The organism is Pseudooceanicola sp. NS-SX9, from assembly GCF_057380705.1.
Window position 1 is genome coordinate 2,593,702 of sequence record NZ_CM170818.1, and the last position, 13,427, is coordinate 2,607,128.

Here is a 13,427-nt window from a genome sequence, read left to right on the forward strand (position 1 = left end):
TGGGTCAGCAATTTGCAAGGAGAGTTCGCCATGAACTTCAACGTTCCCGAAATGAGCTGCCGTCACTGCACCGCAGCGATCGAAACCGCCGTCAAGGCCGCAGACCCTGCCGCCGCCGTGACCTGCGATCTGGACAGCCATCTGGTGAAGATCGACAGCGGGCTTTCCGCCGAGGCCCTGGGCGCCGCGATCCGCGACGCCGGCTATGACGCCCAGCCGGTCGCCGGCTGAACCAGCCCGGTCAGCCGGTCGAATGCCCTGACAGGGCATAGGCCGGCGGCCGGCGCCCCGGGGCCGGCGCCTGCAGCGCCATGGTCGTCACGGCAAGTTTCGGCGTCAGGCCGATGGCCCGCAGGAAGGTGGCGAAATCCCCCTGCCCCAGCCGCGTGTCGACGCGGACGAATTGCCCACGCCGCCCCGCCAGCAGAGCAGCCACCAGCGCGATGGCATCGGCCTCGTGCCAGGCGGCAACCGGGCCCACGAACAGCCCGCGCCCAAAGCGGCGCCGCAGGGCAAAGCCCCGGATATGCCCGGCCCGCTCGATCACCCGGCTGTCCGACCGGGCCAGCAGCGATTCCAGTACCGCCTTGCGATCGGCGCCATAGACCGCATGGTCAAGGTCCGAGATCTGCGGCAGATCCGCGGCAACGACCGGGCGCACCGCAGGATCCTGCGGCGCCTGCGGCGTCAGCAGATCCCCCGACAACACCCCCTGAAACCGGAAGACGCCGCTGGTGGCCCGGGCCTTCAGATGACGGAACAGCGCCACGTCCTCGGGGCAGGCATTCAGAAAGGTGGCACCACCCCCGGCGCGTTCCAGGATTTCCTGCGCCATGCGGTCCTTCAGGCCGCCGGCGCGCAGGTGCGGATGGCAGATCACCATGCCCACGGCCGCCGGCCCGTCGGCATAGGGAAAGTACATGGCCGAACCATGCACCCGCGCCATCCCGTCTACTGCCACAATGCCCCGGCCCGCCGCCAGATTGTCCGCCCAGTCGTCGCGCCGGTGCGGCCAGCCGACGCTGACCGACAGCCGGTGCAGGGCATCCAGATGCTGCGGACCCATCTCCTGCAACGCCAGCGCGCGCGGCAGGGCCCGCGTGGACTGCGAAGGAACGAGGCTGGACATGACAGGTCTCCGGCAGGCGCAGGGACGGCCCCTGCCCCGCCAGAGGGCGCCATTGCTCCCGCAACGTCAAGCCCGCCCCGGCGGCACCCCGGCCATAGCCCGAACAGGCATCCCCACCCTGGCCGCACGGGCGGTTCCCGGCCATCGGCATCAGCCATTCGGGCCCTGTAACTTTGTCCGAATTTATTTCACCCGTTGCGTTCCCTAACACTGTCTTTGGAAACGATCGGAGGAGCGTTTCCAATTCCAAGGCAAGGCGATTTCTTCGCCAAAAGGGAGGTACCAGAAATGAAAGTTCTTATTGTCACCGCATCCGCATTGTTCCTGACCGCCGGCATCGCATCCGCCGATACCGTGCTGGGGACCGGCGCATGGTCGGGCTCGGAAAGCGGCGCGTCGTTTAGCGGCTCGTCCGGCGCGGGCACCTTCGGCGGCCTGTCGGGCGCATCCAACACCACCACCATGGCCATGAGCTCGTCCGGCCAGGCAGGCGGCACGACCGCCCTTGGCTGGGGCGGCGCGATCTCGGGTGCGGGCTCGACCACCACGTCGGTGGGCAGCGTGCAGAACAGCTCGGCCTCGGGCTCGATCGGCTTTGGCGGCGCGGCGGCTTCGGGGGGCTACTCGGGCTCCAACGGCAGCTCTGCGGGCGCCTTCGGCGGGTTTGGCACCATCTTCTAACGAGGGGTGCCAAATGCCCGGACCAGCCTAGGACCGGTCCGGGCTGGCCGGAGTGGGTATCCGAACGTACCGCTCCGGCCTCACGTTTAACCTCTGCGTTCGGAGGGGAGTATGAAACCATGAAAAGCATCACGAAGGATCTGACAGTCGCCGTCTGCTCGGCCGCCACCCTGTTCGCCGCCACCGCGTTCTTGGACGGCGCGGCCCTGGCCCAGACCACCACCACCAGCACGGCGGGCTCCAGCTCTGCCAGCTCGGCGCAGGTCGAGAGCTCGGCCGGGGCCTATGCCTCTGGCGGCACATCGAATGCCCAGATCTATCTGGACCAGAGCACGCCCGCGACGATCACCAGCAAGCAATATTACCGGGGCGCCTACACGGTGCGCTCGGCCCCTGCGGTGCAGCCGCCCTCGATGGGGTCCGGGCATCCCTGCGCGCTGTCCAGCAGCATCGGGATCTCGATCATCGGCGGCGGCGCAGCGGGCGGCCTGGGCCGCGTCGACGAGGCCTGCCTGCTGGCGCAGATGGGCCAGGGTCAGGCCGCGCTGCTGATGATCGCACGCCGCGACACCGAGGCCTGCATCGCACTGCGCCAGGTCGGCACCATTCCCGCGAACAGCCAGTGCTCGGCCGCGGAACGGCGCGCCAGCGCCCGCGTGCAGCGCACCAGGGCGGCCGATCCCGCAGTCACGCGCACAGCACCGCAGCCCGTGGCCGCGACCCCGGGGCCACGTCCGATCGCCAGCTACGTGCGCTGCTCGCGCCGCTCGGATGGCAAGATCCTGGCGCAACGCCAGAGCGGCACGCCCTATACGGATGCCCAGGTTGCGGACTATTGCCGCAGTCAGATCCGCTGATCCCGCCCCGGACAGGCAATCGGGCCCAGGGCCAATGCGGCCCCGGGCCCTTTCGGCGTGACAACGACATCACATTCAATTTCGATGGGGGGGGGAATTTTAAAAATACACACCCGCCCCAATAGGAATCAACCCTGTCCGAAAATGAATAAATCAACCGGATTTATTTCCATTCAAGGCGAGGAAAAAGGCCAATTTGGCGCAACCCAATTCCCCGCGATACCTCTGAACGTGATCCTTCCCCGCCCGTCAGACACAGCCGGTGTCGGGATCCGGCAGGTAGCCTGCGTAATGGGCACGGATCCCGGCGGTCAATCGCCCGAAATACTCGGCATAGGTGGGCACGGTCATCAGATGGCGCGGCGTCGCCAGCACCATCTTCTGGGCCGTCCGGCCGATGTCGTAGAAGGCCACCTGGCTGCGGATGCGCTGCGACAGATTGCTGTGCAGCGTGATCGAAACATGGCAGCTGGCCAGCCCTGCGGCGACGATTTCGACCGCGCCAAGGTGCAGGTCGCTGCTGAAATAGGGCACTGCGGTCGGCAGATGCGCCTGGAACCACAGATCGCTCGTGGCACGCCATTCATGCGGCACATCCACCAGCACGCGGTTCAGCAAGGGTGCCGGCAGCCCCGAGGGCACCGCCCCCGCCGCGATGATGCCGCGCACCAGCGCCGGATCGACGCTGCGCGGCACCGCCCACAGGATGCGGTCCTCGTACAGGACCTCGGTGCGGAAGGCCGGGGTTTCCGCCAGCGTGCCGGTCATCGCCATCAGCGCCACATTGGCCTTTCGGATCTCAAGGTATTCCAGCAGCACGCTGCTGGAGGGCGCCCAGCTGACCGCGAATTCCGAGATCAGCGGATCGGCCCGTGCCTCGGTCGCGGCCAGTCCCAGCACCCGGCCGGAATGCGACGGCATGGTGGCAAAGCGGATCTTGTAGAGATGCTGACCGAACAGTTCGCGGTGCCGATAGGTGCCGGTTTCAAGATCCGCCAGAACCGAGCGCGCGGTCCGCGCCCAGAGCTCTCCGGCGGCGGTCAGTACCTCTGTTCGCTGGCGGTCGCGATGTACCAACCCGGTGCCGAGCGCCTCTTCAAGCTTGGCCAGCTGCGCCGAGATGGTCGGCTGGGTCAGCCCCAGCAGCTTGCCCGCCTGCCGCATCGAGCCCGCCACCGCGATGGCATTCAGCACCTCCAGCTGGCGTATCGTGATCGCAGTCGAATAACCCATTGCCGTCCCCAAGGGGCGAAGCCGGCCCTACGGCCCCGGACCCGCCCCTGTCGGGATCCGGCCCGGAAACTTCACACCCATAGATTGAACAATACGTTATCCCAAGCGCTTGACCAACCTTTTCGGATCTTCAGCCATGGCCGTGGTGAAAACAGATCGCCGCCTCGGTCCGGTTCGAGACCCCAAGCTTGGTCATGATCCGGTGGATATGCAGCTTGACCGTATGGGCCGACACCGACAGGTCATTGGCGATGACCTTGTTCGGGCGCCCCGCCGCAAGCAGCGTCAGCACCTCACGCTCGCGCGGGGTCAGCCGTGCCACGGCGGCGCTTTCGGGGGCTTCGGGAACGGTCTGCGGCGCCGAAGGCTCGGGTGGTGGCGGCGCCGATAACAGGGTGGCGGGCAGATAATGCGCGCCGCAGTCGATCAGCCGGATCAGCTGGATCCAGGCATTCAGGTTCAGGTTCATCGGCAGGATGCTGACACGCGATCCCGTCAGCAGGCTGCCCCAACGCGCCATCAGCGCTGCCGCGCCCGCCTCTTCGCGGACGGCCAGGGCAAGGATGACGCCCGCCAGCAACGGATCCCTGCCGCGCAGCAGCAGCGCCAGATCCGCCCCCTGACGTTCATCGACGATCAGCAGCCGCAGCGGCGGCCGACCGTCCTGGCCGTGATGCGCAAAGACCAGCGCACAGGTGCCGACATCGGGACAGCGCGCCGCCCTGACCCCCGGAAACTCGGTCTCGATCGTGCGCAGCACCACGTCCGAGAACAACCTTTGCGATCCTATGAAACCGAACAGGACCTGACGGCCCGGTTCCTCTGGCCCAGCGGGCCCGGTCGTTTCCGGTGCGCCCATGGGTCACCTCCTTCACCATTCAATTTAGGGGTCCGGGCACGGCCCTGCCCCCAGTCTGTCCAGCATCCCCAGCAGCCCCAGACACAACCTGAAGGTTAACAGAAATCGAATGCACGTTAATCTATTCGCCGAACGGGAAATCTTTGCCACCTGCCCGAATGGGGGATCCCCATGCCCGCGAGAGATCCAAATAAAATCTTTTAACCACAATATATTGAGAGACATTTTCCGGCCCCTGACCCAAGGGTCTCATGGCGAAATGGCGCGGATATATCCTTAAGGATAGGTAAACAGACGGAGATCATCCGCCCTGCCCGCATGGCTCTGCCACCAGGATTTTTGCGTTCAGTATCCGCAAGTTGGGTAGAAGAGGCGGGGCATCGCCCGAATGTCCGACTGTGCGCAGGCCCTGCCCTGAGGCATCAAGAAAGGGTCCCGGCCCCGTTGACCCCGGGGCCTCCGGGGCGCGGCTGCTGCACTCCGGAGCCGGTGGCGGCGCCCCCTACCCCGGTTGCCGTCGCCAAGGGGCGCGCTTCCCCCGATTGGCATCCCAGTGTCAAAGCGCGCCGCCTCGTCGTCCGGGGGCCGTCCGTTTCCACGGCAGGCGGAAACGGACGCGCCCCGGGCGCCGGGTCAGTGTTCTCCGTGGCAAAGCCATCCGATCCCATGACCCGCAAGACCGCGGCGGCGCTCAGGCCGCGCGGGTCAGCCGGGCCTGCCAGCAATTGTTGCGGGCTGATCGCAGGTCGACAAAGGCCACATCTGCGCGTTCCAGCAGGCTGTCAGCATAGGCTGAGATATCCGCCAGCGGCGTCACCCGGCCGGTTCCATAGAGGATGCGCTCGTCCCTGGAATAGGCCTTCAGAAGGTAGTCCGGCGACACCAGACAGGCCGGCAGCCCGCCCCCCGTGGCAGCACGGCAACGGTCGGCGCACAGAAAGACCGGGCCGGTTTCGGCATAGGGCTGCAATGCACCAAAGGGCCGGTAGGCCAGCACCAGCATCGCCTGCCCCTCGGGGATCATCGACAGGCAGCAGCGACAGGGCGCCCCGCCGGTACTTGGGCGCCGTTCAGGCGCATTGCCATAGGCATCGGGGGCACCGTCACGGTAGGCATCGGCCAGCGCGGGTGGCATTCCGGTGAAAATCGGCATGGGAACCTCCTGTTGTACCGGCCGATGAAGCATCCCGGGGCCGCCCCGCACGACCCGGAACCTGCGCAATCCGGGCGTCGTCCTGACAGCCCGTCCCTGTTCCACGGACACAGCATGCCGCCAAAGCCTGTTGACCAACCTGGCGTCCGCCCTGATCACGCCCCCGACCCGTTTGCAGGCGATTTGGCCGAATTTGACCGTCGGCGCGATCCGCAGCCGTTCGTTCAGAAATCAAGCGGCCAGGATCATCGTAAGCGCTGTCTGCGCCCCACATTGCCGACGATAGGCATCATTGCGAATTGATACGCATCCGAAGAGAGGGAGTGCGTTTCGCAATGTTCGCAAAGAATTCGTTTCTCACAGCGCTTGGTGTTGAATTCTTCGCCTCCGCCCATGTCCAGCGCCCCGCCCCTCAGCACCCCGATCCCCGAGAGCCAGCGCGCCGCTGTGCTGGCTCTCTTGCAGGAGAACGACGCGCTGAAGGACGCCAACCGGCGGCTGGAGCATCTCATTGCCGAGCTGAACCATGTCATGCATGGCAAGCGGTCCGAGTAGCTGCGCGATGATGACCGGCAGCTGGCCTTTGAGGGCGAGCCGTTGTCGCGCCATTGGTCCGAGCGACAATGGCGAGCGAAACCGCCGTCGCCGAGGTCGAGACCCGCAAGGAGCAACCACGACGCCGCGCCGGTCACGGCAGCGCAACCCCGGCCATCTGCCTGCGGGCTTGCCACGCATCGAGCGTGTGATTGAGCCAGCCAGCCTCGATTGGTCGCCATTGTCGCGCCATCGGTCCGAGCGACGATGGCGACGCGGCTGCGGCCGCATGCATCGGATTGGCGAGGACCGCACCGAGCGCCTCGACATCAGTCCCGGCGCAGCTTCGTGTGCTGGTCGACATCCGGCCGAAGCATGCCTGCCGTACCTGCTCGGATGGGCTCACCCAGGGCGAGCCATTGTGCGCCATTGGTTCAAGAACAATGGCGGTCGCCGCGCCTTGGCTGATCGAGGGCGGGCTGCCGACCGAGGGTGCCATCGCCCACGTGCTGGTGTCCAAGTTCGCCGACCACCTGCCGTTTTGCCGGCAAAGCCAGATCCTTGCCCGCTCCGGCATCCAAGTCGATCGCAGCACCCTGGCGGACTGGGCCGGCACTGCGGCCTTCCACCTCGGCCCCGTGGCCGATCGACTGACCGACCTGATCGAGCAGGGTGCGCCGGCGTTCGAAGCCGTCACGCTGCAAGCGTGCCTCCGGCGCGACGCCGATCCTGACGCAGCTCCTGAGGGCTGAGGTCGCGGAGCGCGAGGTGCGCTCGATCGCCTCCCACATGAAGGTGGCACGCTTCCCGGCCTACAAGGATCCGCCCAACTTCGACTTCTCGTCCAGCGAGATGAACGAGGCCCCGGCAGCGGCAGTTGCATCGCGGCGAGTTCATGGAAGGAGCGCAGAACGTCGTTCTCATCCACTGCCCGGCAGGGCATTGCGCAGCAATGTCCCGAGAGGGGCGGCCCCGGCACTGAGAAGACCCACATCGCAACCGCGGTCGGGCATGCCATCGAGCATCATCGCAGGAGAGTGCGCTTCTTCTCGACCATCGAACTCGTCGACGCTCCCGAGCAGGAGAAGGCCAAGGGAAAAGCCGGACACATGGCGGAGCCTCTCACCCGCCTCGACCTGGTGATCCTGGACGAGCTCGGACACCTGCTGTTCAGCGCTTCAGAAGGCGCCTTGCTCTTCCATCTTCTGAGCAAGCTCCAGCGCACCAGCGTGATCATCACCACGAACCTCAGCTTCAGCGAGTGGGCCACAGTGTTCGGCCCCTCTCGTGACTTTGCTGCGCAAAGCACTGCCGGGCAATGGATGCCAAGATGACCACCGCGCTGCTCGATCGGCTGACACATCCTTGAGACCGGAAACGACAGCTTCCGTTTCAAGGACAGCGCGGCTGCAGCAACGCGGAAAAAGAGGGAGGAAAGCCATGTCTTGACCCAAACATGACCCGCTCAGCATAATCCAAGGTGGGTCACTTCTCGATGGAAACCCGGGTCAGTTCTGGGTGGAAATCAACAGGTCCAGAGCGAAGCAAGCTATGACCCCTGGCCGGAAGCGCAGCTGCAAAAGCTGATCAGTGACGGCAAGCCGGAAATCGTCAAGGTCGCGCTGATGGGCATCTACACCGGGCAGCGGCGCGAAGACCTGCTGCAGAAGCTGACCGATGACAGCATTTCCAGCGACGTATGGTACGTCACCCAGGGCAAGACGAAAAACCCGGTGCCCGTGCCGCTCTTGCCGGTCGCCCTGTCCATCATCGACATAGAGCGTCACGCCATGCGCCAGGCTCAGATTACCGATCCCCGCCGCCCCCTGCTGACGAACTCGCGCGGGGAACCCTGGACCAGCAGCGGCTTTGGCGCTTCATGGCGCAAGGAACTCATCCGCCTTGGCCTGAAACCCGAACGCCAGGATGACGCCGCCCCGGATCAGTTCCGCGCGACCTTCCACGGCCTGCGCCACACGAACGCCACGATGATCGCCAACGCGGTGGCCCGGAACCCGAATGTTTTCGGTGGGATTGCCCGTGTAAAATCCATGCTGGGACACCTGACGGAGGCCATGTCCAGGCACTACGCACGACAGGCGGAAGCCGAGCACATGAACCGCGAAACGGCCCTGCTTTTGCCCGAAATTGGGAAACTTCCCGCTTGGATTGGGAAACTTTCCTGATAGGATTTCTCTAAGTATCTGATTTCATGGTGGGTGATGAGGGACTCGAACCCCCGACATCTTCGGTGTAAACGAAGCGCTCTACCAACTGAGCTAATCACCCGCAGGGCGACCCTCTACCCCATGCCCTGCCGGGATGGCAAGAGGTGACATGACACATCCGCCTTTCATCGTCTTCACCGATCTCGACGGCACCCTGCTGGATCATGCCAGCTACGGCTGGGACGCCGCCCGCCCTGCCCTGTCCGCCCTGGCCGCACGCGACATCCCGGTAATTCTGGCCTCGTCCAAGACCGCCCCCGAGATCGCCAAGCTGCGCGCCGCCATGGGCCTGTCGCACTGGCCCGCCATCGTCGAGAACGGCGCAGGCCTGCTGCCCGCGGGCGTGGATGCGCCGGCCGCAGATGCCACCTACAGCCGCCTGCGTGCCGGGCTGGACCGCCTGCCCGCCGCGCTGCGCCGGCCGTTTCGCGGCTTTGCCGACATCGGCCCCGAGGGCGTGGCAGCCGATGCCGGGCTTGCGCCGGAAACGGCGCGGCTGGCCTGCCAGCGCAGCTTTTCCGAACCCGGCCTCTGGGACGGCGATGCCCGCACCGAGGCCGCCTTTGTCGCGGCGCTCGCCCGCGATGGCATCACCGCCCGGCGCGGCGGCCGCTACCTGACGCTGTCGTTCGGCGGCACCAAGGCCGACCGGATGGCTGCCATCGCCGGCAGCTTCGGCGCCCGCCACAGCGTGGCCCTGGGCGATGCCCCGAACGACCGCGAGATGCTTGAGGCCGCGGACATGGGCTTCATCATCGCCAACCCCCATGGCACCGGCCTGCCGCCGCTTCCGGCAGAAGCGACCGGACGCATCCGCCGCAGCACGAAAAACGGCCCCGAAGGCTGGTCCGAGATGATCCTGCCGCTACTATCGAAGGCAACGGACACCTGACAGGAGCTTCCGGTGGCAGACTTTCACCAGAACGGCAACATCGCCACCATCCACAACCTGCGCACCCGCAGCACCGAGGACATGACGCGCGAGCTGGCAAGCTTTGCCACCCTGCGCAAGATCAGCCTGGTGCTGCCCTCGCTTTATTCGGAACTGCAAGGCGAGGCGCTGCCGAACATCCTTCGGGAACTTTCCGAGGTGCCCTACCTGCACCGCATCGTCATCGGCCTGGACCGTGCGACCGAGGACCAGTACCGCCACGCCCGGCAGTTCTTTTCCGTGTTGCCGCAGAACCATGTGGTGATCTGGAACGACAGCCCGCGCATGCAGGCGATCCACCGGCGGCTTGAGGACCTGGGGCTGGGCCCGATCGAACCTGGCAAGGGCAAGAACGTCTGGGGCTGCCTGGGCTTCCTGATCGCCTGCGCCGACAGCGCCGTGGTGGCGCTGCATGACTGCGACATCGCCACCTATCACCGCGACATGCTGGCGCGCATGGTCTATCCGGTGGCGAACCCCACCTTCCCCTACCAGCTTTCCAAGGGCTACTATGCGCGGGTGGGCGCCAGCCGGATCAACGGCCGGGTCAGCCGGATGCTGGTCTCGCCGCTGCTGATCGCGCTCAAGCGCACCATCGGAGACCGCGATTACCTCGATTACCTGCGCGCCTTCCGCTACCCGCTCTCGGGCGAGATGGCGATGCGCACGACGGCCCTGCCGGACCTGCGCATCCCCTCGGACTGGGGGCTGGAAATCGGCGTGCTGTCGGAAGCCTGGCGCAACATGGCCCCCAAGGCCGTCTGCCAGGTCGAGATCGCCGACAGCTACGACCACAAGCACCAGGACCTGAGCCAGGCCGACAAGACGCAGGGCCTGAGCCGGATGTCGATCGACATCTGCAAGGCGATCTTCCGCAAGCTGGCCGCCGACGGCACGGTCTTCACCGAAGAGGTGTTCCGAACGCTCAAGGCCACCTACTACCGCTCCGCGCTCGATCTGCTGGACTGCTACTACAATGACGCCCGCGCCAACGGGCTGATCATTGACCGCCATCAGGAGGAAATCGCGGCCGAGCTCTTTGCGGAAAACATCATCGAGGCCGGGCAGGCCTTCCTGGCGAACCCGCACGAGACCCCGTTCATTCCGACCTGGAACCGCGTCCATGCGGCTGATCCGGACCTGATGGCGGACATGCTGAAGGCCGTCGCGGAAGACCTGAGGGAGTTCGCCTGATACGAACCGTCGCCGGGGGCTCTGCCCCCGCCGGCGCTGCGCGCCGCCTCCCCCGAGGTATTTCAGACAAGAAAATGATGGGGGCCACGCGCCTCTTTTCACCATGGCTGACCCGCAGGTGCTGGCTGAAAAGTGCGTGCCAGCGATAATGCGCAACAACAATCTGCCCGCCGTGGACAAAATGAATGGGACATTGGCATCGGTCGAAAGCACCAGCAATTCGCGGGCGTGGATCACGATGGCGCAACGCTGGTCCCATGGACGAGCCGCTCCGCAACGCCATGGCAGCAGTGTGTCAAGCCAGCTGACCTTGGGCTCATGGATACGGTCGAGGATGTCGGGACGCCTGGCCTGCGGATCTAGCCCGCTCATCTTGGCGGTTTCGATGAGCGTCTTCGCCCGGGCGCCTCCTCGCCTCTGTCGGCTTTTATGCGCGGGCTGCTCTCGCCCAGATCGCGGGCGGCCTCGCCTTCTGGGCCTGGCTCCGTCTGGACGGCTCGGCCCTCTGGCTTTTCCCCGGCGCGATCTCCCTTGCCCTGCTGACCCGGGTTCAGGTCGCGCATACGCGGCCAACGGCGGCATCTATCGCATGGCTTTGTGCGGTAGAGGGGCAGATCCCGACCCGATGGGATATCATCGACACAATCATTTGCATGACCGTCAGTCGCCCCACTGTTTCAGACGCAGGCTGCGGGTTCAACCGGGCGGTTCCTTTTCATCTTTCCCCAAATACGGAAAACGCGACGCCTGCCACGGGCGCACGGCCAGCCTGTTTACAGCTTGCTTTCATCTTTCCCCAAATATGCAATCGCCCCGGAAACCAAAGGCACTTAGCCCCGATTGGTGACCCAGCGGCATTGATAGGGCGCAAAGCGGATCGGGCCGCCCGAAGGGTCTATGGCCTCGTCCGACAGCAGATCCGTCCAGGCCTCTCCGTCGATCATGTTGATTGCCAGGGGATCGATCTCGACCGTCTCGTCCGAGACATTGTGCAGCGCAAAGATCGACTGATCGCGGTCCAGGCTCTGCCGCCAGAGACCGAAGAGACGCTGGTCAAGCTGCAGGGTGAACTGCGTCGCGTTCGGATGGAAGGCGCGCTGGCGGCGGCGCACGCCAATCCGGCGGCGCATCTCGGAAAGGACCTGCGCCTGGGTCGAGGCCGGATCGTCGAGGCGACCAAGCAGCGTCTCGTAATCCCAGCGGTGGCGGTTGATGGCCCGGTTGTGGCCGGATTTCTCGACACCCTCGATGTCATTAGGGGTGCCGAGCAGGGAATGGATGTAGAAGGCCGGGATGCCCTCCAGCGCCATCATCATCGTCTGCGAGGCCAGGAAGCGCTGCAGCTGGTGGCCATCTTCGCCCTTGAAGGTGCCTTTCATCGCCTCGAACCAGGTGATGTTCAGCTCGTAGGGGCTTTCGCCGCCGCCCGGCAGCGCCCGCATCGACACCCGGCCGCCGAAGTCGCGCACCGAGGCGATCACCCGGGCGGTGTCATCCGGGGGCAGGATGCCCTCGGCCGGGCGCATGCCGATGCCGTCATGCGAGGCGGTGAAATTCAGGTAGGCACAGCCCAGCTGCGCCGGTGGCATCGTCGCCTGCCAGCGGATCAGGTATTTCGCCGTCCCCGCCAGCATCGCGTGCAGGATCAGCGGCGGCAGGGAGAAATTGTAGACCGCATGGGCCTCGTTTCGGTTGCCGAAATAGGACAGGTTTTCCGCGTTGGGCACATTGGTTTCGGTCAGCAGGATCAGGCTTTCCGAGGCATAGTCGAAGAACAGCCGCATCAGCCGGATGATCGCATGGGTCTGCGGCAGGTGGATGCATGTCGTACCCACCTCCTTCCACAGGAAGGCCACTGCATCCAGGCGGATGATGCGCACGCCATTGTCGACATGCAGCCGCATCACCCGCAGGAATTCCTTCAGCACCTCGGGGTTGCGGAAATCCAGATCGACCTGGTCGTGGCTGAAGGTGCACCAGACATGTTTCTGGCCATTCGCGGTCGAGACCTCGCGCAGCAGCGGATGGGTGCGGGGCCGGACGACCTGGCTCAGGTCATCTTCGGGCGCGGCCTCGAAGAAGAAGCGGTCGTAGGGCGCATGACCCTGGCGGTAGGCATTGAACCAGGCCGAGGAGCTGGAGACATGGTTCAGCACCAGATCCGACATCAGCAGGAAATCCGCGCCGATCCGCCGGATATCCGCCCAGTCGCCCAGGATCGGGTTCACCGCGCCATAGTCCGTCACCGCAAAGCCATCGTCCGAGGTATAGGGGAAGAAGGGCAGGATATGGACGCCATTGACCACCCCCGCCAGGCGCTCTTTCAGGAAGTCGTGCAGCAGGTCGAGGGGCTTGTGCTGGCCGTCCACGATCGAATTGCCGTAGGTGATGACCAGCGCGTCGCGTTCCGACCACTGCCGGTTGCCGGGCACCCGGCCACGCTTGCGGCGGGTGCCTGCGTCAGGCCAGAAGGCATCGACCAGCTGGGTCGCCAGGGCGGGGGCCGCATGGTCGGGATAGATCTGCCGGACAAGGGTTTCCAGCTTGTGGCGGAAGGTCGAGGTCTGCTCGGATGTCTGCAAGGGCACGCTCCGGTTCTTGCCTGCAAGGGGACCAGACTTTGACCGG

The 13,427-nt window shown here is 65.5% G+C and carries 12 protein-coding genes, 1 tRNA gene and 4 pseudogenes; 10 read left to right on the forward strand and 7 right to left on the reverse strand.

Annotation, left to right across the window (positions count from 1 at the left end; translation table 11 throughout):
• Positions 1 to 30: 30 nt before the first annotated feature.
• Positions 31 to 231, forward strand: coding sequence for a heavy-metal-associated domain-containing protein (locus tag AC2ITM_RS12240; RefSeq protein ID WP_486466921.1), 201 nt, complete (start codon positions 31 to 33; stop codon positions 229 to 231).
• 10 nt (positions 232 to 241) lie between these two features.
• On the opposite strand, the gene AC2ITM_RS12245 is transcribed toward AC2ITM_RS12240, so the two are convergent.
• The gene (locus AC2ITM_RS12245; RefSeq protein WP_486466922.1) at positions 242 to 1,129 is read right to left on the reverse strand and encodes a GNAT family N-acetyltransferase; all 888 of its coding nucleotides are present in this window, start codon (positions 1,127 to 1,129) and stop codon (positions 242 to 244) included.
• Positions 1,130 to 1,417: 288 nt separating this feature from the next.
• Between AC2ITM_RS12245 and AC2ITM_RS12250 the strand changes: the two genes are divergently transcribed.
• Both AC2ITM_RS12250 and AC2ITM_RS12255 read left to right on the forward strand, forming a co-directional pair.
• Positions 1,418 to 1,810 carry a hypothetical protein gene (locus tag AC2ITM_RS12250; RefSeq protein ID WP_486466923.1) on the forward strand — a complete coding sequence of 131 codons (393 nt, stop codon included), beginning with the start codon at positions 1,418 to 1,420 and terminating at the stop codon, positions 1,808 to 1,810.
• Positions 1,811 to 1,929: 119 nt separating this feature from the next.
• Positions 1,930 to 2,667 carry a hypothetical protein gene (locus AC2ITM_RS12255; RefSeq protein ID WP_486466924.1) on the forward strand — a complete coding sequence of 246 codons (738 nt, stop codon included), beginning with the start codon at positions 1,930 to 1,932 and terminating at the stop codon, positions 2,665 to 2,667.
• A gap of 249 nt (positions 2,668 to 2,916) precedes the next feature.
• On the opposite strand, the gene AC2ITM_RS12260 is transcribed toward AC2ITM_RS12255, so the two are convergent.
• The 3 genes from AC2ITM_RS12260 to AC2ITM_RS12270 all read right to left on the reverse strand — a co-directional run bounded on the left by AC2ITM_RS12260 (position 2,917) and on the right by AC2ITM_RS12270 (position 5,912).
• On the reverse strand, positions 2,917 to 3,900 hold the full coding sequence (locus AC2ITM_RS12260) for a LysR family transcriptional regulator (RefSeq protein WP_486466925.1): 984 nt from the start codon (positions 3,898 to 3,900) through the stop codon (positions 2,917 to 2,919).
• A gap of 130 nt (positions 3,901 to 4,030) precedes the next feature.
• Positions 4,031 to 4,759 (reverse strand): helix-turn-helix transcriptional regulator, encoded by a 729-nt coding sequence (locus AC2ITM_RS12265; RefSeq protein WP_486466926.1) that lies wholly within the window; start codon positions 4,757 to 4,759, stop codon positions 4,031 to 4,033.
• A gap of 691 nt (positions 4,760 to 5,450) precedes the next feature.
• On the reverse strand, positions 5,451 to 5,912 hold the full coding sequence (locus tag AC2ITM_RS12270; protein ID WP_486466927.1) for a DUF1203 domain-containing protein: 462 nt from the start codon (positions 5,910 to 5,912) through the stop codon (positions 5,451 to 5,453).
• A gap of 393 nt (positions 5,913 to 6,305) precedes the next feature.
• Here AC2ITM_RS12270 and AC2ITM_RS12275 point away from each other — a divergent pair, with 393 nt between their 5' ends.
• From AC2ITM_RS12275 to AC2ITM_RS12290, 4 genes and pseudogenes are all read left to right on the forward strand, one after another.
• On the forward strand, positions 6,306 to 6,467 hold the full coding sequence (locus AC2ITM_RS12275) for a hypothetical protein (protein WP_486466928.1): 162 nt from the start codon (positions 6,306 to 6,308) through the stop codon (positions 6,465 to 6,467).
• A 112-nt stretch (positions 6,468 to 6,579) separates the two neighbouring features.
• Positions 6,580 to 7,099 (forward strand): annotated as a pseudogene (locus tag AC2ITM_RS12280) (IS66 family transposase); the annotation flags it as partial.
• A 6-nt stretch (positions 7,100 to 7,105) separates the two neighbouring features.
• Positions 7,106 to 7,906 (forward strand): annotated as a pseudogene (locus AC2ITM_RS12285) (ATP-binding protein).
• A gap of 165 nt (positions 7,907 to 8,071) precedes the next feature.
• Positions 8,072 to 8,632, forward strand: a complete 561-nt coding sequence (locus tag AC2ITM_RS12290) for a tyrosine-type recombinase/integrase (RefSeq protein WP_486466929.1) — start codon at positions 8,072 to 8,074, stop codon at positions 8,630 to 8,632.
• 27 nt (positions 8,633 to 8,659) lie between these two features.
• Here AC2ITM_RS12290 and AC2ITM_RS12295 read toward each other — a convergent pair.
• A tRNA-Val gene (locus tag AC2ITM_RS12295) sits at positions 8,660 to 8,735 on the reverse strand.
• Positions 8,736 to 8,783: 48 nt separating this feature from the next.
• On the opposite strand from AC2ITM_RS12295, the gene AC2ITM_RS12300 reads away from it, so the two are divergent.
• A complete protein-coding gene (locus AC2ITM_RS12300) occupies positions 8,784 to 9,566 on the forward strand; it encodes an HAD-IIB family hydrolase (protein ID WP_486466930.1) in 783 nt (260 codons plus the stop codon).
• Between the two features lie 12 nt (positions 9,567 to 9,578).
• On the forward strand, positions 9,579 to 10,799 hold the full coding sequence (locus AC2ITM_RS12305; RefSeq protein WP_486466931.1) for a glycosyltransferase family protein: 1,221 nt from the start codon (positions 9,579 to 9,581) through the stop codon (positions 10,797 to 10,799).
• 291 nt (positions 10,800 to 11,090) lie between these two features.
• On the opposite strand, the pseudogene AC2ITM_RS12310 reads toward AC2ITM_RS12305, so the two are convergent.
• Positions 11,091 to 11,186, reverse strand: a pseudogene (locus AC2ITM_RS12310) (hypothetical protein); the annotation flags it as partial.
• A gap of 35 nt (positions 11,187 to 11,221) precedes the next feature.
• Between AC2ITM_RS12310 and AC2ITM_RS12315 the strand changes: the two are divergent.
• Positions 11,222 to 11,446: pseudogene (locus AC2ITM_RS12315) on the forward strand (YnfA family protein); the annotation flags it as partial.
• A gap of 183 nt (positions 11,447 to 11,629) precedes the next feature.
• Here AC2ITM_RS12315 and AC2ITM_RS12320 read toward each other — a convergent pair.
• Positions 11,630 to 13,381: a sugar phosphorylase gene (locus AC2ITM_RS12320; RefSeq protein ID WP_486466932.1), complete on the reverse strand. Its 1,752-nt coding sequence runs from the start codon at positions 13,379 to 13,381 to the stop codon at positions 11,630 to 11,632.
• Positions 13,382 to 13,427: the final 46 nt, after the last annotated feature.